The sequence below is a fragment of the Pseudomonas sp. GW822-FHT05A08 genome (assembly GCF_058800485.1).
In genome coordinates this window covers 3,226,491-3,242,447 of sequence record NZ_CM179511.1, presented here as the reverse complement: position 1 = coordinate 3,242,447, position 15,957 = coordinate 3,226,491, and the positions used below count along the sequence as shown (strand labels likewise).

Annotated in this window: 15 protein-coding genes and 1 pseudogene; 6 read left to right on the top strand and 10 right to left on the bottom strand. The window is 62.4% G+C overall.

Translation table 11 applies throughout. The features are described 5' to 3' along the window. Nucleotides 1–20: 20 nt before the first annotated feature. Entirely contained in the window at nt 21–398 is a 378-nt protein-coding gene (locus AC3RCP_RS14680; RefSeq protein WP_492570175.1) for a hypothetical protein, read from the top strand. A gap of 100 nt (nt 399–498) precedes the next feature. Here AC3RCP_RS14680 and AC3RCP_RS14675 read toward each other — a convergent pair whose 3' ends face one another. Both AC3RCP_RS14675 and AC3RCP_RS14670 read right to left on the bottom strand, forming a co-directional pair. After that, the gene (locus AC3RCP_RS14675) at nt 499–1,731 is read right to left on the bottom strand and encodes an NADH:flavin oxidoreductase/NADH oxidase family protein (protein ID WP_492570174.1); all 1,233 of its coding nucleotides are present in this window, start codon (nt 1,729–1,731) and stop codon (nt 499–501) included. Nucleotides 1,732–1,830: 99 nt separating this feature from the next. Then, a complete protein-coding gene (locus AC3RCP_RS14670) occupies nt 1,831–2,910 on the bottom strand; it encodes a saccharopine dehydrogenase family protein (protein ID WP_101337793.1) in 1,080 nt (359 codons plus the stop codon). Between the two features lie 190 nt (nt 2,911–3,100). Between AC3RCP_RS14670 and AC3RCP_RS14665 the strand changes: the two genes are divergently transcribed. Further along, a complete protein-coding gene (locus AC3RCP_RS14665; RefSeq protein ID WP_101339426.1) occupies nt 3,101–3,904 on the top strand; it encodes a type 1 glutamine amidotransferase domain-containing protein in 804 nt (267 codons plus the stop codon). Between the two features lie 52 nt (nt 3,905–3,956). Next, nucleotides 3,957–4,222, top strand: a pseudogene (locus AC3RCP_RS14660) (acetoacetate decarboxylase (ADC)); the annotation flags it as partial. A gap of 57 nt (nt 4,223–4,279) precedes the next feature. Here the strand turns inward: AC3RCP_RS14660 and AC3RCP_RS14655 are convergent. Next, the gene (locus tag AC3RCP_RS14655) at nt 4,280–4,729 is read right to left on the bottom strand and encodes a MerR family transcriptional regulator (RefSeq protein ID WP_101339425.1); all 450 of its coding nucleotides are present in this window, start codon (nt 4,727–4,729) and stop codon (nt 4,280–4,282) included. Nucleotides 4,730–4,976: 247 nt separating this feature from the next. On the opposite strand from AC3RCP_RS14655, the gene AC3RCP_RS14650 reads away from it, so the two are divergent. From AC3RCP_RS14650 to AC3RCP_RS14640, 3 genes are read left to right on the top strand one after another with little or no spacing between them, the layout of a single operon-like run. Continuing rightward, nucleotides 4,977–6,221: an exonuclease SbcCD subunit D C-terminal domain-containing protein gene (locus AC3RCP_RS14650; protein ID WP_062825713.1), complete on the top strand. Its 1,245-nt coding sequence runs from the start codon at nt 4,977–4,979 to the stop codon at nt 6,219–6,221. Further along, nucleotides 6,218–9,859 carry an AAA family ATPase gene (locus AC3RCP_RS14645; RefSeq protein ID WP_492570171.1) on the top strand — a complete coding sequence of 1,214 codons (3,642 nt, stop codon included), beginning with the start codon at nt 6,218–6,220 and terminating at the stop codon, nt 9,857–9,859. The genes AC3RCP_RS14650 and AC3RCP_RS14645 overlap by 4 nt, the downstream gene beginning before the upstream one ends. After that, a complete protein-coding gene (locus tag AC3RCP_RS14640) occupies nt 9,856–10,461 on the top strand; it encodes a glutathione S-transferase (RefSeq protein ID WP_101337791.1) in 606 nt (201 codons plus the stop codon). Before AC3RCP_RS14645 ends, AC3RCP_RS14640 begins: the two co-directional genes overlap by 4 nt. A gap of 111 nt (nt 10,462–10,572) precedes the next feature. Here the strand turns inward: AC3RCP_RS14640 and AC3RCP_RS14635 are convergent, their stop codons facing one another. The 7 genes from AC3RCP_RS14635 to AC3RCP_RS14605 form a co-directional block, all read right to left on the bottom strand. Next, entirely contained in the window at nt 10,573–10,830 is a 258-nt protein-coding gene (locus tag AC3RCP_RS14635) for a hypothetical protein (RefSeq protein ID WP_009043616.1), read from the bottom strand. Further along, a complete protein-coding gene (locus tag AC3RCP_RS14630; RefSeq protein WP_007923224.1) occupies nt 10,827–11,033 on the bottom strand; it encodes a hypothetical protein in 207 nt (68 codons plus the stop codon). The genes AC3RCP_RS14635 and AC3RCP_RS14630 overlap by 4 nt, the downstream gene beginning before the upstream one ends. Nucleotides 11,034–11,148: 115 nt before the next feature. Beyond that, complete coding sequence (locus tag AC3RCP_RS14625; protein WP_007923222.1) at nt 11,149–11,274, bottom strand: hypothetical protein; 126 nt, start codon at nt 11,272–11,274, stop codon at nt 11,149–11,151. Nucleotides 11,275–11,486: 212 nt separating this feature from the next. Beyond that, a complete protein-coding gene (locus AC3RCP_RS14620) occupies nt 11,487–11,666 on the bottom strand; it encodes a hypothetical protein (RefSeq protein WP_007923220.1) in 180 nt (59 codons plus the stop codon). A 167-nt stretch (nt 11,667–11,833) separates the two neighbouring features. After that, nucleotides 11,834–13,006 (bottom strand): lactonase family protein, encoded by a 1,173-nt coding sequence (locus tag AC3RCP_RS14615; protein ID WP_101337790.1) that lies wholly within the window; start codon nt 13,004–13,006, stop codon nt 11,834–11,836. Continuing rightward, nucleotides 12,993–13,286, bottom strand: a complete 294-nt coding sequence (locus tag AC3RCP_RS14610; RefSeq protein ID WP_016704661.1) for a DUF5629 family protein — start codon at nt 13,284–13,286, stop codon at nt 12,993–12,995. Before AC3RCP_RS14610 ends, AC3RCP_RS14615 begins: the two co-directional genes overlap by 14 nt. Nucleotides 13,287–13,550: 264 nt before the next feature. Beyond that, nucleotides 13,551–15,926, bottom strand: a complete 2,376-nt coding sequence (locus tag AC3RCP_RS14605) for an efflux RND transporter permease subunit (RefSeq protein ID WP_253363909.1) — start codon at nt 15,924–15,926, stop codon at nt 13,551–13,553. Nucleotides 15,927–15,957: the final 31 nt, after the last annotated feature.

Genomic DNA, 15,957 nt, shown 5'->3' with positions numbered 1-15,957 from the left:
GTCGAGGCAGGCCGCCAATTTTGATCATCACCTCCAGCGCCCGATTTCTGCTTGTCACCCATTTGAAGGGCAGCGCACTCCAGCCAGCCGAGCTCTTGCGTGAGCGACTGAACTCGATTCTCGACCGAGAGCTGAACGCGAATTGCCAGTTGTTGTTTTGCAATGCCGAGCAAACTGAGTTGGGGTGGCTGATTCAGTCGAGCCAGACCTACCCTGTGTTAGATGCCAGCCTGTCCCGGCTGGCCTTAGCCGACTGCCTGGCCCTGCGCACTACCGGATTGCGCCTGGAGCGCTTTGAACTGTTCGAGCAATATGAACAACGTGGGCTGTGTGCCGCATGGTGGGAGTGCAGGAATCTGCTTGAAAGGATGTATTTGCTACTGCTGGCGCGGGTGTGAGCGGGACTGACAGCCTGCGTTCGGCCAAAAGCAGACGCTGTCAGTCACTCGCCAAAGTGGATTTCACCCTTGAGCCTTTGCGGTTGAAATGGGCATCGAATCACGCCGAACGCTGTTCTATCCACCGCCGGTATTGGCGAGTGCGACAGGCATTGGCGAGCTGTTGCAAGAGCAGCGCGCGTAATGGTGACACGCCTGGATAGGGCTTTTTGTCCTGGCTGAGTTTGCGCAGCTGAAACTTGACGACCGCCATGTTGGCCAAGGACGCGATGACCTTGTTTTTCCAGGTGATCGGTGGCAATTGCGGTGCATTGTCTTTACCCAGAAGCCAATCACGCGGCAGGTAGGGATCGATGGCCAGGGCCGTTCCGATACCGACCATGTCCACGCCACTCTTGACGACCATTTCGGCAATGGGACGCCGGCGTACGCCACCGGTGACCATCACCGGCATCCTGGCGACGGTCTGGATGTCACGGGCAAACTCGACGAAATAGGCCTCACGCGCCAGAGTGCGACCATCGCGCGCCTCGCCTTGCATGGCCGGCACTTCGTAGCTGCCACCGGATAACTCGACCAGATCCACACCCAGGTCGTTGAGCAGCTCAACCACCTTTTTCGCGTCATCGGCGGTGAATCCGCCACGTTGGAAATCGGCCGAGTTGAGTTTGACCGCCACCGCAAAGCCTGGGGAAACCACGGCCCGTACCGCCGTGACAATCTCAAGCAGCAGGCGTGCCCGGTTTTCCAGGGAGCCGCCCCACTCGTCCGTTCTCTGATTGGTCAGCGGCGACAGGAACTGGCTCAACAGATAGCCATGGGCCGCGTGGATTTCCACGCCGGTGAAACCGGCCTCTTCACCGAGGCGCGCAGCCCGTGCGAAGCGCTGGATAACCTCTTCGATCACGCTGGGGGTCATCGCGTGGGGCGTGGCGAAGTGCTTGGACATTTTGCCCAGGTTCAGCGGTATGGCTGACGGTGCCCAGGTCTTCTGCCCAAGGCTTGCCCGCATCTGGCGGCCGGGATGATTGATCTGCAGCCAGAACTGCGCACCGCCGGATCGACCGATCCGTGCCCAGCGCCTGAACTTGTCCAGTTGCTGGTCATCCTGCAGCACCACGCCGCCCGGCCCGGTCATGGCGCGGCCATCGACCATCACGTTGCCTGTGATTATCAGCCCGGCGCCACCATCGGCCCACGCCTGATACAGGCGCATCAGTTCTTCGGAGGGCGCCTGGTCGGCGTCCGCCATGTTCTCTTCCATGGCGGCTTTGGCGACGCGGTTCTTGATGGTCGAACCATTGGGGAGCATCAGGGTGTCGAACACATTCATGGGCAGTCCCTCATTTGACTGGGGCCAGCCTAAGTTTGAAGTGAACTTGAAGGTCAATAGCTTTTTTCAACTTCATCCGACAGTTTCATCGGACACCACCTATTCGATGTTCAAGGCGCCCGATCCTGGCAAGCGCGTCACCAGATCGGCGCCCAGCAACCTCGCAGGCGTGTAGGCACCGCCAGCCGGGCGCGCCTGTAACAGGTAGTCGACCACCGTCAGCGCACCGTAGACCGTCAGACTGTAGACATTGGTGGTGTGCACGCGCGCCACCTTGCAATCGCCGCGAGCGTTACGGGCTTCGCCCCAGACATAGGTGCCCTGATCGGCGCGCTTTTCGTCATCCGGGCCGATCACGGTCTTGCCGATGTGTGCCTTGAGCCGCTTCTGCACGAACGACAAGCCCAGCAGCGGGCGAATGAAGTTGGCGAACCTGGCGCCGCGAATCATGCCGGCGGAGCCCGGCACGAACACCTCGATATTGGCAATGCCGGTGGTGTGATAGGCCGTGGAAACGTCCCCCCAGGGAATGCTCATGGCAAGCTTCTCTCCAGCGCCAAAGTCGATACGACGCACCCGATAGGCCAAGGGTACAGACACGATTTTCCCCTCGCGACGTACCTTGCCGCCCTGGGCCAGGCCTTCGATCGAAGTCTTGGCGGTGCCCGGCGACAAGCTGGAGCGCGAATCGAACCCCAAGGCCAGGTGCGTTGCATCCGGCAGCGCGGCCTTGAGTGCGGCGGCGACGCAGTCGGTGGGGATCACGTCGAAGCCGACGCCGGGGCACATCACCACGCCCGCCGCTTGCGCACGCTCATGCAGGGACTGGGCATGCTCGAACACGGCGATCTCGCCAGTGATGTCCAGGTAGTGCGAATGGGCCCGCAGGCAAGCGTCCATCATTGGTGCGGCGGTCGCCGAAAACGGCCCCGCGCAATGCAGAACCAAGCCAAGCCCCTTGATCTGTGCCAGCAGTCGCACCTCGTCATCCAGCCCGAAAATACGTGCCTCAAGCCCCAGCTCCCGGGCCAAGGGTTCGATCCTGCCGCGGCTGCGCCCCGCCAGCACCGGCCTGAGCCCACGCTTGACGGCTTCGCGGGCGATCAGCTCGCCGGTATACCCGTAGGCGCCATAGATCATCCATTTCATCTGCGTCACGGGGTGGTCTTGCTGGCTCATGCTGTGGCTCCTGACTGGATGGTTAAGTGCGCTCTTGCCCAATCGGCGCCAGACGCTAACGTTGAAGTCAGGTTTAGAGTCAAGCAGAAGCGCGCCAGCGCCAATGGAAGCTTTTTGGAAATGTGGGTATTGACCTTAAAGCATGGTTTAAGGTGAGCATGACTGGCACTGCATGACAGTCGGAGCCCGGATGATGTTGAAGACCCTTGTTTCTTGTGCGTTGGTATTGATAGGCGGTGTATTCATGACTTTTGCAAATGCTGAAACCAACCCTTCCACTGCAATGCCGAAGGATCGCCAGATACTGGTGATCATGACCAACCACGCCAGCTATCCCTCACGCACCGACACCACGGGGCTGTGGTTGACCGAGCTGACGCATTTCACGGATGTCGTCGAGGCCGCCGGTTATACGACGGTTTTTGCCAGCCCCAAGGGCGGAGCGGTTCCACTGGACGAGCGCAGCCTCGGTTGGCTCTATATGGACAAGGCCGCCCGTGAGCATTTGCAGTCACCGGCGTTTCGCGCTCGCCTGAACAACACGATACCGATCGCCGACATCGATCCCTCCCGGTTCAGCGTCATCTATTTCACGGGGGGCCACGGCGTCATGTGGGACTTTCCCGAAAACCCGGACCTGCGTCGTGTCGCCGAAAAGATCTACAACCAGGGCGGCATCGTCTCAGCCGTCTGCCATGGCGTGGCGGGACTGGTGGATCTCAAGGATGAGCAAGGCCAGGCACTGATCAAGAACAGGAACATCACCGGTTTCTCAAATCGCGAAGAGCTGCTTTCGGGCATGAAGAACCAGGTTCCCTTCTTCCTCGAGGACAGGCTGGTCGGCCAGGGTGCGCGTTACCGCAAGGCCTGGTTGCCATTCACCCCATTTGCCATCACCGATGGACGCCTGGTGACGGGGCAGAACCCTCAGTCACCCAGGGCCGTGGCTGAAGCCGTGATGGCCTTGCTCTCGGCGGGCAATAAAACTCGCTGAGCCATTGCAAACGGCACGCTGAAAACCAACGAAAAAAGCCAGCTCACGGCACTTGACCTTAAAGTTCAGTGCCGAGCTTGCCAGGGTTCGCGGCGTTGTCGGTTATAACCTGCCGAAATGGCTGACGGGCATTGACCGAAAAGAAGAGGCTACCTCGGTGGTCTATGACATTACCGACAGCCAGACCGGCCAGGTGGACGTGTCCTTCACCGCGAAGAAGCTCAATTTGGGAAAATGCTGAAGTACGAATATGTGCCAGCGTTCCAAAGCGCGCTCTACGCGCCAAAACCACTCGTTACCCTGGTTGGCATGCACTGATCAAAGGATCATGGCTTTTTAAGCCTGTCAGGCCTTATCAGCCTGACAGGTTGCGTGTTACTTGGAAGACGCACCATTACGGCGGCCTGAAGCGGGCGCCACCCCCTCTTCGCGCAGACGATGCAATAACAACTGCGTGTTGTCCGCACAGCCCATGCCCTCGGGCTTACTCTCGACACCCTCGATCACAAGCAGTAGCTGGGCTTTATTCTGGGCCAGCCGTTGCTGGAGGATTTCGATTTCCTCGACCTTGCGCTTGAGCCCACTCAGCAACTCTTCATGCCGCCATCCGTTGGCATTCATCGGCAGTAACTGGCGGATCTCCTCCAGCGAAAAACCTGCCGCCTGTGCCCCGGTGATGATCTCCAGGACCCACTCGGTGTCAGGTGCGTAGTCCCGATACCCATTGGCTTTGCGCTCGACGGATCTGATCAGGCCTCTCGCTTCGTAGAAGCGGATGCGTGAAGGCGCCAATCCGCTGATTTTCGCCAGTTCGCCAATTCTCATATTCCCACCCAAAAAAACATTGACCTTGAAGTTGACTTTAAACCTAAAGTTATTTGGCGACCAAGCAGCGCAAGCGTCGCCCCATGACTCAAGAGCTATCTTGCCGAACGCCAACTTTTGACTATCGCCAAACGGCACCGCTATTCGGCATCCAACCAAACCCCCCACCCCATTTGCCAGTAAACTCTCCCCCCTCACGCCGCTCTCCTCTTCCCTGCGGCTCACCTGATTGTTTGCGGAGTTTGCCTTGCGTCTGTTTCACACCTCCGACTGGCACCTGGGGCAGAACCTCCATGGCCAGGAGCGCGATTTCGAGCATGCCTGCTTTCTTGAATGGCTGTTGCGTCAGCTGGCGCTGCACAGCCCTGATGTGCTGCTGATTGCCGGCGATATCTTCGACACGGTCAACCCGCCGGTCAAAGCTCAGGAGCGGCTGTATGACTTTATTGTCAGCGCCCATGAACAGCAGCCCGGCCTGACCATTGTGATGATCGCCGGCAACCATGACTCAGGTTCGCGCATCGAGTTGCCGGCGCCTTTGATGCGGCGTCTGCGCACCCATGCCCTGGGCCGGGTGCTGTGGCTGGATGATGGGCAGTTGGACAGCGAGCGTCTGTTGCTGCCGTTGCCGGATGCCAGCGGCGCGATTGCCGGTTGGTGCCTGGCGCTGCCGTTCCTGCGGCCGGCGGAAGTCACGGGGCCGCACCTGGGCGACGATTACCTGCGGGGCATCGGCCAGGTGCATGAATGGCTGATCGCCGCGGCCAACGCCAAGCGCCAGCCGGGCCAGGCGCTGGTCGCCATCAGCCACGCGCATATGGCCGGTGGCTCGGTATCGGAAGACTCCGAGCGCAGCCTGATCATCGGCAACGCCGAGGCCCTGCCCGCCAGTCTGTTCGGCCCCAGCATCAGTTACGTGGCCCTGGGGCATTTGCACAAGCCGCAGAAGGTCAATGGCGAGGAGCGCATCCGCTACAGCGGCTCACCGATTCCGCTGTCGTTCTCCGAGATCGGCTACCAGCACCAGATCCTCGATATCCAGCTCGACGGCGAGACCCTGGTCAGCGTCGAGCCGCGGCTGATCCCGCGGGCGGTCAACCTGCAACGCCTGGGCCCGGCGCCGCTGGCGGAGATCCTGCTGCAACTGGCCGAGTTGCCGGACATCGACCTGCTGGCCGAAGAACAGCGCCAGCCCTGGCTGGAAGTGCGGGTGCGCCTGGACGAGCCGCAGCCGGACCTGCGCCAGCAAGTGGAAAGCGCCCTGCAGGGCAAGGCCGTGCGCCTGGTGCGCATAGCCGCCGAATACGCCGGCCATGGCGGCCGCGAGGGCGACGACGGCGCCGCGCAACTGGTGGAGCTGGACCAGCTCAGCCCGCAGGACCTGTTCAGCCGCGCCTGGCTGGACAGCTACGGCAGCGAGGTGGACGAACAGACCCTCAAGGACTTCGCGCAACTGCTCCAGGAAGTGCAGCACGAGGAGGAGCAGCCATGAAGATTCTTGCCATCCGCCTGAAGAACCTGGCCTCCCTGGCCGGCCCCTTTGAAATCGACTTCACCGCCGAGCCCCTGGCCAGCGCCGGGCTGTTCGCCATTACCGGGCCCACCGGCGCCGGCAAGAGCACCCTGCTCGACGCCCTGTGCCTGGCGCTGTTCGGCGCGGTGCCGCGGCTGAACAATATCGGCCGCGAAACCAAGGTGCCGGAGGTCGACAGCGAAATGCTCACCAGCGACCCGCGCACCCTGCTGCGCCGCGGCACCGGCAGCGGTTACGCCGAGGTCGACTTCGTCGGCATCGACGGCCATCGCTACCGCGCCCGCTGGGAAACCAACCGCGCCCGGGACAAGGCCAACGGCAAGCTGCAGGCCAGCAAACAGAGCCTGCACGACCTGGACAGCAACCAACTGTTGGCCAGCCAGAAGCGCGACTACGAGCAATTGATCGAAGCCAAGCTGGGGCTCAACTTCGAGCAGTTCACCCGCGCGGTGATGCTGGCCCAGAGCGAGTTCAGCGCCTTTCTCAAGGCCGACGACAAGGAACGCAGCGAGCTGCTGGAAAAGCTCACCAACACCTCGATCTACAGCCAGCTCGGGCGGCGCGCCTACAGCAAAAGCAAGGACGCCGAGGAACAGCACAAGACCCTCAAGGCCCAGGCCAGCGGCATCACCCCGCTGGAGCCCGAGGCCCGCGCCGAACTGGACCAGCGCTTCGATGCCGCCCAGCAGCAGCTCAAGGCCCAGCAGGCGCAGCTCAAGCAGCTGGAGCTGCAACACGGCTGGCTCAAGGAATTGCAGCAGTTGCAAGACCAGCAGCAGAGCGCCGCCGAGCAACTGCAACAGGCGCAAATGGCCTGGGAAGGCCTGGCCAGCGAACGGACCCGGCTGACCCGCCTGGAGCAGCTGGCGCCGCAACGCCATCAGTTCGCCCGGCAGGTGGAACTGAACCAGCAACTGACGCCGTTGCGCGAACAGATCCAGCAACAGCGTCAGCAACAAGGCGCAGAGCAACAACGCCAAAGCGAACTGGAGCAACAACTGAGCACGGCCCAGGCCGCGCTGCTCGGCGCCCAGGAACAGCAAAACACCAGCGCGCCGCTGCTGCGCGAGGCCTTTGCCGAGCAAAGCACCCTCGCCCACCTGGGCAAGACCTGCGGTGAAGCCGGCGCACTCAAGGACAAGCTGCAACTGGCCAGCGAGCAAGGCCAGCAGGCGATCCAGGCCATGCTCGAACAGCAGCGCCTGGTGGGCGAACGCTTGCAGCGGATTGCCGAACAGTTGGAACACAGCGCCCATCTGGCGCCGCTGAGCGATGCCTGGAACGCCTACCGCGATCGCCTGCAACAGCTGATGCTGGCTGGCAACCGGCTGAACAAGGGCCAGGAAGAACTGCCCGGCCTGCAACAACGGGCCGCCAGCGCCGCGCAGCAACTGGCCGCGCAACGCGATGAACTGCAAGTGCTGTACAGCGAAGCCGGCGCCGAGCCCCACGCGGTGGCCGAACAGTTGCAGATCCTCAGCGACCTGCTGCAGGACAACCGCAAGCAACAGCGCGCCTTCGAAGAACTGGCGCGGCTGTGGGCCAGCCAACAGGAGCTGGACAAACGTGGCGCGGAACTGGCAGACAAGCAGCAGGCCGCGGCGCGCCAGCGCGAAGAGCTGAACCGGATCGGCCTGCAGAGCAAGGCCGAACTGACAGTCGCCGAACAGACGCTGACGGTGACCCAGCAACTGCTGGAACGCCAGCGCCTGGCACGCAGTGCCAGTGTCGAAGAGCTGCGCGAACAGTTGCAGGACGATCAGCCCTGCCCGGTCTGCGGCAGCCACGAGCATCCCTACCATCAGCCCGAGGCACTGCTGCAGAGCCTGGGTCGCCACGACGAAAGCGAAGAAGCCAACGCGCGCAAGGCGGTGGATGAACTCAAGGAAAAACTCGCCGAGCTGCGCAGCCAGGTCGGCGGCCTGATCGCCCAGCAGAAGGAATTCCTCCAGCAACAGGAACACCTGGCAAGCCAGCAGCAGGCCCTGGCGCCAAGTATCGAAGCCCATCCGTTGTCGGCGGCGCTGCTCGACCAGGATGCCGGCAAGCGCGATGCCTGGCTGAACCAGCAACTGAGCCAGTTGAACCAGAGCATCCAGCAGGACGAACAGCGCCAAGGCGCCCTGCTGAAACTGCAAAAGGACGCTGGGCGCCTGCAACAGCAACTGCAAGCAGCGATCGAAGCCAGCCACGAGGCCACGCACCACCTGACCCAACAGCAACAGCAGCTGGGCGCGGATCGCCAGCGCCTGGAAGAAGAGCTGTCGGCCTTCGCCACCCTGCTGCCGGCCGATACCCTCGAAGCCCTGCGCAACGACCCGGCCGCGACGTTCATGCAGATCGACCAGCAGGTCATGCAGCGCCTGGAGCAGCTCGACCAGCAGAAGGAAGAAGCGCAAGAGCAGCAACAGCGCCAGCTGGCCCTGGACAAGGAACAGGACCGCCAGCAGACCCGCGCGCAGCAACTGCAAGCCGCCCAGGAACAATTCAATACCCTGGCCGAGCAACAGCAAGCAGCCCGCAGCAAGCTCGCACAACTGCTGGGCGAACACAGCAGTGCCGAGCAGTGGCAGCAGCATCTGGAACAGGCCGTGGAACAGGCGCGCGCCGCCGAGGTGCTGGCCAACCAGCAGTTGCAGGAAGTCCGCCGCCTGCTGGTGCAGCTGGGCGCGGAACTGCAAGGCAAGGAGGAGCGCCTGCTGGCCCTGGAGGCCGAGCAGCAGGAACTGGGCAGCAAGATCGCCGACTGGCGCCAGCAGCACCCGGAGCTGGACGACGGCGCGCTGGAGCAATTGCTCAGCCTCGACGACCAGCAGGTCGCCGCGCTGCGCCAGCAGTTGCAAGAGCGCGAAAAGGCGGTGGAACAGGCCAGGGTCCTGGTCACCGAACGCGAGCAGCGCCTGCACAGCCATCAGGCCCAGCACGACGGCCAGCTCGACGCCGAACAACTGGCCAGTGCCCTGGGCGAGCTGCACAACCAGCTGGCCGCCAGCGAACAGCTGAGCGCCGAACTGCGCGCCCAGCAGACCGAGGACCAGCGTCGGCAAGACGCCAACCAGGCGCTGGGCGAACAGATCGCCCAGGCCTACAGCGAATGGCAGCGCTGGGCGCGGCTCAATGCCTTGATCGGTTCGGCCAGCGGCGACACCTTCCGCAAGATCGCCCAGGCCTACAACCTCGATCTGCTGGTGCATCACGCCAACGCGCAACTGCGCCAACTGGTGCGGCGCTATCGCCTCAAGCGCGGCGGCAGCATGCTCGGCCTGCTGGTGATGGACACGGAAATGGGCGATGAACTGCGCTCGGTGCATTCGCTGTCCGGCGGCGAGACCTTCCTGGTGTCCCTGGCGCTGGCCCTGGGCCTGGCGTCCATGGCTTCCAGCACGCTGAAGATCGAATCGCTGTTTATCGACGAAGGCTTCGGCAGCCTCGATCCGGAATCCCTGCAACTGGCGATGGACGCCCTCGACGGCTTGCAGGCCCAGGGGCGCAAGGTGGCGGTGATTTCCCACGTGCAGGAAATGCACGAACGGATCCCGGTACAGATCCAGGTACGGCGCCAGGGCAACGGCCTGAGTACCCTGGAGGTGAAATGAATACGTTGTATTCGTTCCGCCGCTGCCCCTACGCCATGCGTGCGCGCCTCGCGCTGCGCTACAGCGGGGTGCCGCTGGAGATCGTCGAAGTCAGCCTCAAGGCCAAGCCGGCGGCGATGCTGGCGCTGTCGCCCAAGGGCACGGTGCCGGTGCTCAGCGTTGACGGCCGGGTGATCGACGAAAGCCTGGACATCATGCGCTGGGCCCTGGCCCAGCACGATCCGCAGGACTGGCTCTTGAAGGACGATGGGCCGGCGCAGCACCGGATCGACGCGCTGATCGCGGAAAACGACCAGATGTTCAAGCTGCACCTCAATCGCTACAAATACGCCGAGCGTTATCCCGAGCAGCCGATGGAGCATTACCGCGGCCAGGGAGAAGTATTTCTACAGCAGTTGGATGGACTGTTGAGCCAGCGCGATTACCTGCTGGCGGATCATCCAAGCCTGGCGGACATGGCTCTGGCGCCGTTCGTGCGGCAGTTCGCCCATGTCGACCGCGAGTGGTTTGCGCAGACGCCTTACCGGCATTTGCAGCGCTGGTTGCAGCGGTTCCTGGAGTCGGAGCTGTTCACCCAGGTGATGGCCAAACCGCCCTTGTAGCCGCTGCCGAAGGCTGCGATCGACCGGAACGGGCGTAGCGATCTCCCGACCGCAGGAGGTCCTTCGGACCTATCGCAGCCTGCGGCAGCGGCTACAGGGTTGTTCCTCGAATCAGGCCAGCACACTGCACATCTGCAACGCCGAGCAATCGACGCTGAACGGGCCGAAGAACGCGGCCTTGGGTTTGGCTGGCGGGTTGCCGGCCAACAGGCCCAGGGCCTTGGCGGTTTCGATGTTGTGGGCGATGTTGTGATTGCATTCGATGGCCCGGGCCAGCGAGCCCGCCGAGCCCTGCCCTATCCCCAGCAAGGACGCGCCATTGGTCATGAACGCCAGGACGGCAATGACCCAGAACCTGCGTCCTTTCATAGCAGCGCCACTCCCGCATCCGCAGGGTGTTCGGCGGCTTGCGCGCGGTGCTCGAACTGGATGGCCGGGTAAGCGACCTGGATCGGCGGCTGCACTGCCGACGGGGTCTGGGCCGAGAGGCTGACCAGGAGGACCATGGCCAGGTACAGGCCAATGGCGACATAGGCGCCGCGCTTGGCAGAGGTGAGGATCGAGTGGGCCATGGTGGTCTCCGTGGGCATATTTGCGTGCCCACAGAATCCGTTAAAAGCGCCCGCCGCAGAAACAACCTCGGTGCATAGTCACCATCAGTTGGATTGATCGTGAATCCGCGGCCAATCAATCCTCAAGCAGGGTCAGCATGCGCTCGCGGGAGGTTTCCGGCTCGCCTTCGACGGGCTGGGCAGCCGAAAGAATCGGGGTGGAATAAAGGAACAGAAGAACCACTGCCAGACGCATCGCCATGCTGTCGATCCTTGGAAAGGAGGAGTCAATTAATTAGCGTCAAATTTAAACATATGGCGATATGACATTACCAAGCTAATTTGCCTGGCAAGAGGGAAAACGTCGCATACAGGTGATGCAGGAGCGACATCACTGCCGGTCCGCTGGATGAACGAGTCCATCCAGGGAAGCCAGTGACTTCGCTCCTGCATACCTGGGCGTTGCGGGGAATTTCAGTGTTGGATCTTGTGATCCAGCGCGGCGTAGAAGTTGGCGCTCTGTTGCAGGTATTTCTGGGTGTAGGTGTTGGTCGCGGATTTTTTCTCGCTGATTTCCACGTTGGCGCTGGCTGGCAGGGCCACGGTAGCGGAGATGGCGGAAGCGGCGATCACGGAGAAGAGATTGAAGTTCATTGGGTAACCCTCGTATGCAGTCGGCTTGTTTGCCCGGAAGCCTTGATGCGCCGGGCCGTGAAGCAAAACTACGCCCGAGGGTTGGCGGGTTGAAATCTTTTCCAGCAGTAGCAGATATCAGCGTCATTAATAGAAAGGCTCAGGCCCCGTCAACCGGGGCCTGTGGCTTATTGACGCACCAGGAACTTGATATCGCTGGGTGAATCGAACGGCAGTTTCTGCACGGTCTTACCGAGGAAACCGGTCTTGGCGTCGCGCTCGATCACCACGATTTCGTTGCTCTTCTGGTTGCCGATCAGCACGTACTTGTTGCTCGGATCGAGGCTGAACTCACGAGGGTGATCGCCCTCCACCGAACGGCGCTGGATCTCCTTGAGCTGGCCGGTGGCTTCGTCGATGGCGAACACCAGCAACTGATTGGCCGTGCCGCGGTTGCTCACGTACAGGTACTTGCCGTCTTTCGAGGCATGCAGCGCGCCCGCCGCCTTCTTGTCCTTGCCACCACTGGTCAAGTCGAGGATCTGTTTCTGGCTCAGCTTGCCGTCCTGGTAATCGAACATCACCACCTGGGCGCTCATTTCCAGGGTCAGGTAGGCGTGCTTGCCATCGGCGCTGAACAGCAGGTGGCGTGGGCCGCTGCCCGGCGGCAGCTCGACGAACGCCGGCTCGGCCGCGGTCAGGGGGCGTTCGACGTTGGCCTTGGGGTCGTAGCGGTAGACGAAGATCTTGTCCGCGCCCAGGTCGCTGGCGAACACGAACTGGCCGTCCGGCGACGACACCACCGAATGCACGTGGGCCGCCACCTGGCGCTCGGGGTTGACCCGGCTGCCTGGGTGGCTGCTGAGCTGGACCACCGGCGACAGCTTGCCATCGGCGCTGACCGGCACTACCGCGAGGCTGCCGCCCGGATCTTCGACCACCGAATAGTTGCTGACGAACAGGTAGCGGCCATCGCCGCTCAGGCTCGAATGCGTCGGCTCGTTGCCCAGGCTCTGCACCTGGTTGATCGGGTTCAGCTTGTGGCCCTTGGCTTCGATGCCGAAGCTGCTGACCCGGCCGATCGGGTCGGCTTGCCCCGGCCCGTTCTCGTTGACCACGAACAGCTGCTTCTGGTCCTTGGACAGGGTCAGCCAGGACGGGTTGGCGCTCTTGACCACCTGCAGCGGCTTGGCGTCGATCTTGCCGGTGCGGCCATCGAACTTGAGGCGGTAGATGCCTTCGCTCTGGCCCTGGGTGTAGGAACCGACCAGCAGTTCCTGGGTCTCGACCGGCGCGGCCTGCACGGCCATGGCGCCGACACTGCCAGCCATCAGCAGTGGCCAGAAGTTACGCATCCTCATGTTCATCCTCCTCATCGTTACGGGCACTGAAAGCACTCATGCACACCAGGCGGTGCTCACCGGAATCGCCGACGATGGTCCAGCTCTGCAGGGTATCGTCGAAGGTCGCGGCGTTGACCTGGGCCAGGCTGAAACTCCAGCGCTTGGCCGCGCGGCCGTCCATGCATTCGATCAGCAGCTGTTGGTCATCAAGGGTGAAGTCGAAGGCATGCAGCCCATCGATTTCCAGCATGTCGCAGGCTTGGAGGGCAGTCAGCAAAGTGTCTGTAGCGGCAGTCATGGTCGTCAGTCAGCAATGGAAAGCGGCCATGATAGCGGGTCCAGCGCGGCGCGGCTGTAGTGGCATTGCAAAGTTCGCCATCTACTGCCCCCTGTAGCCGCTGCCGCAGGCTGCGCCAGGGCCGAAGGCCCTCCTGGGCCCGGAAGACCGCTGCGACCGTGCCGGTCGATCGCAGCCTCGCGGGCTCGGCAGCGGCTACAGGCCATGGAGACGGGCAATAAAAAACCGCGACCTGGGTCGCGGTTTTGGTTGATGCCTCGAAGCTTAGTGGGCAAACAGCGAGTTGCCCTTCTGCCCCGCCAGTTTCTCCGGCTTGATCAGGAACCGCGCCAGCGCCGGCAGCAGCCACAGCGCGCCGAACATGTTCCACAGGAGCATGAAGGTCAGCATCAGGCCCATGTCGGCCTGGAACTTGATGGCCGAGAAGATCCAGGTAGCCACGCCGATGGCCAGGCACAGGCCGGTGAACAGCACCGCCTTGCCGGTGGATTTCAGGGTCTGGTAGTAGGCTTCCTGCAACGGCAGGCCGGCACGCAGGAAGCTTTCCAGGCGGCTGTAGATGTAGATCCCGTAGTCCACGCCGATCCCCACCCCGAGCGCCACCACCGGCAAGGTCGCGACCTTGACGCCAATACCCATGAACGCCATCAGCGCGTTACCCAGCACCGAAGTCAGCACCAGCGGCAAGACGATGCACAGGGTTGCCGCCCAGGAGCGGAAGGTGATCATGCACATCACCGCCACGCAGATGTACACCAGCACCAGGATGGTCAGTTCCGAGCGCTTGATCACTTCGTTGGTGGCCGCCTCGATCCCGGCGTTACCCGCCGCCAGCAGGAACTCCAGGCCCTCCTTGTTGTGCTCCTTGGCGAACTCCTGCACCGCATGCACCGCGCGGTCGAGGGTCTCGGCCTTGTGGTCGTTGAGGAAGATCAGCACCGGCGCGAGCGAGCAGTTGTTGTTGTACAGGCCGTCGGCCCGGGCGATGGAGTTGTTCAGCACATCCGGGTTGCGCGACAGGGTTTCCCATTTCAGGTTGCCCTCGTTCATGCCCTTGATCATCTGCTTGGACACGGTCACCAGGGAAATCGCCGACTGCACGCCCTCGGTGTTCTGCATCTTCCACATCAGCTCGTCGATCGGCGCCATGGCTTCGTAGCGCGAGCAGCCTTCGGAGGCGGTCTTGACCATCACCACCAGCACGTCGGAACTGGTGGAGTAGTTGTTGATGATGAAGTTGTTGTCCTTGTTGTAGCGCGAGTCCGGACGCAGTTCCGGCGCGCCCTGGTCGAGGTCGCCGATCTTCAGGTTCTGGCTGTACCAGAGGCCGCCACCGAAGGCCAGCAGGGCCAGGAAGATCGATACCGGGGCGACTTTCGGGCTGGCGAAATTCGACAGCAGGCGCCAGAACGGGTGCTCGCGGGTGGCGTCCTTCTTGCTGCGCTCGATCGCGCGCTTGCTGATGCCGACATAGGAAATCGCCACCGGCAGCAGGATCAGGTTGGTGAACACGATCACCGCCACGCCGATGGACGCGCCGATGGCCAGTTCGCGAATCACCCCGATGTCGATGATCAACAGGGTGATGAAGCCCACGGCGTCGGCGAGGATCGCGATCATCCCCGGCAGGAACAGCTGGCGGAAGGTGCGCCGGGCCGCGGTCAGGGCATTGTCGGCACCGCTGGATTGCAGGGCGATACCGTTAATTTTCTGCACCCCGTGGGAAATACCGATGGCGAAGATCAGGAACGGCACCAGCATCGAATAAGGATCGAGGCCAAAGCCCACGGCATGCATCAGGCCCAGCTGCCAGACCACCGCCACCAGGGTGGTGATGAGCACGGCGATGGTGCTGCGGATGCACCAGGTGAACCAGTACAGCAGCACCAGGGTGATCAGGAAGGCGACGCCGAAGAACATCACCACCATGATCAGGCCGTCGATCAGGTCGCCGACCTTCTTGGCGAAACCGACGATATGAATCTTCACATTGGGGTTCTGCGCCTCGAACTTGTCGCGGATCTTTTCCTCAAGCTCGTGGGAGAACTTCTGGTAGTCCAGGGCCAGCAGCTTGCCCTGGTCCTGCGGGTCCGGGTAGGACTCCAGCAGCGGGATGTCGACGATGCTCGACTTGAAGTCGTTGGCCACCAGGCGCCCGACCTGGCCCGACTTGAGCACGTTGTTGCGCAGCAGGTCGAGGCTGTCGGCCGAGCCGTTGTAGCTCTGCGGGATCACTTCGCCGCCGGCGAAGCCTTCCTCCGTCACTTCGGTCCAGCGCACGCTGGGGCTCCACAGCGACTTGAGGCCCGAGCGGTCGACGCCGGAAATGTAGAACACCTCGTCGTGGATCTGCCGCAGCGTCTCCATGTACTCCTTGGTGAAGATGTCACCGTCCTTGGCTTCCACCGAGATGCGCACGGTGTTGCCCAGGTTCGCCAGGTCGTTGCGATGCTCCATCATCTTCTCGATGAAGGGATGCTCGAGCGGGATCATTTTTTCGAAGCTGGTGGACGGCTTGATCAGCGTGGCCTGCCAGAACAGGAAAACGCTGACCAGCAGGCAGATGACGATCACTGCCGGGCGGTTGTTGAAAATCAGACGCTCGAGAAACGTCGCCTTGTCGGTTTGATGACTGCTCATGGAAGTGTTCCCGCCTTCTTATTATTTGGCC

Excerpts from the sequence above, each read along its gene's own strand:
- AC3RCP_RS14610 (WP_016704661.1), bottom strand. The coding sequence starts at position 13,286 with ATGACTGCCGCTACAGACACTTTGCTGACTGCCCTCCAAGCCTGCGAC.
- AC3RCP_RS14675 (WP_492570174.1), bottom strand. The coding sequence starts at position 1,731 with ATGAATGTGTTCGACACCCTGATGCTCCCCAATGGTTCGACCATCAAG.
- AC3RCP_RS14630 (WP_007923224.1), bottom strand. The coding sequence starts at position 11,033 with ATGGCCCACTCGATCCTCACCTCTGCCAAGCGCGGCGCCTATGTCGCC.
- AC3RCP_RS14645 (WP_492570171.1), top strand. The coding sequence starts at position 6,218 with ATGAAGATTCTTGCCATCCGCCTGAAGAACCTGGCCTCCCTGGCCGGC.
- AC3RCP_RS14655 (WP_101339425.1), bottom strand. The coding sequence starts at position 4,729 with ATGAGAATTGGCGAACTGGCGAAAATCAGCGGATTGGCGCCTTCACGC.
- AC3RCP_RS14615 (WP_101337790.1), bottom strand. The coding sequence starts at position 13,006 with ATGAGGATGCGTAACTTCTGGCCACTGCTGATGGCTGGCAGTGTCGGC.
- AC3RCP_RS14640 (WP_101337791.1), top strand. The coding sequence starts at position 9,856 with ATGAATACGTTGTATTCGTTCCGCCGCTGCCCCTACGCCATGCGTGCG.
- AC3RCP_RS14635 (WP_009043616.1), bottom strand. The coding sequence starts at position 10,830 with ATGAAAGGACGCAGGTTCTGGGTCATTGCCGTCCTGGCGTTCATGACC.
- AC3RCP_RS14670 (WP_101337793.1), bottom strand. The coding sequence starts at position 2,910 with ATGAGCCAGCAAGACCACCCCGTGACGCAGATGAAATGGATGATCTAT.
- AC3RCP_RS14665 (WP_101339426.1), top strand. The coding sequence starts at position 3,101 with ATGATGTTGAAGACCCTTGTTTCTTGTGCGTTGGTATTGATAGGCGGT.
- AC3RCP_RS14625 (WP_007923222.1), bottom strand. The coding sequence starts at position 11,274 with ATGGCGATGCGTCTGGCAGTGGTTCTTCTGTTCCTTTATTCCACCCCG.
- AC3RCP_RS14620 (WP_007923220.1), bottom strand. The coding sequence starts at position 11,666 with ATGAACTTCAATCTCTTCTCCGTGATCGCCGCTTCCGCCATCTCCGCT.
- AC3RCP_RS14605 (WP_253363909.1), bottom strand. The coding sequence starts at position 15,926 with ATGAGCAGTCATCAAACCGACAAGGCGACGTTTCTCGAGCGTCTGATT.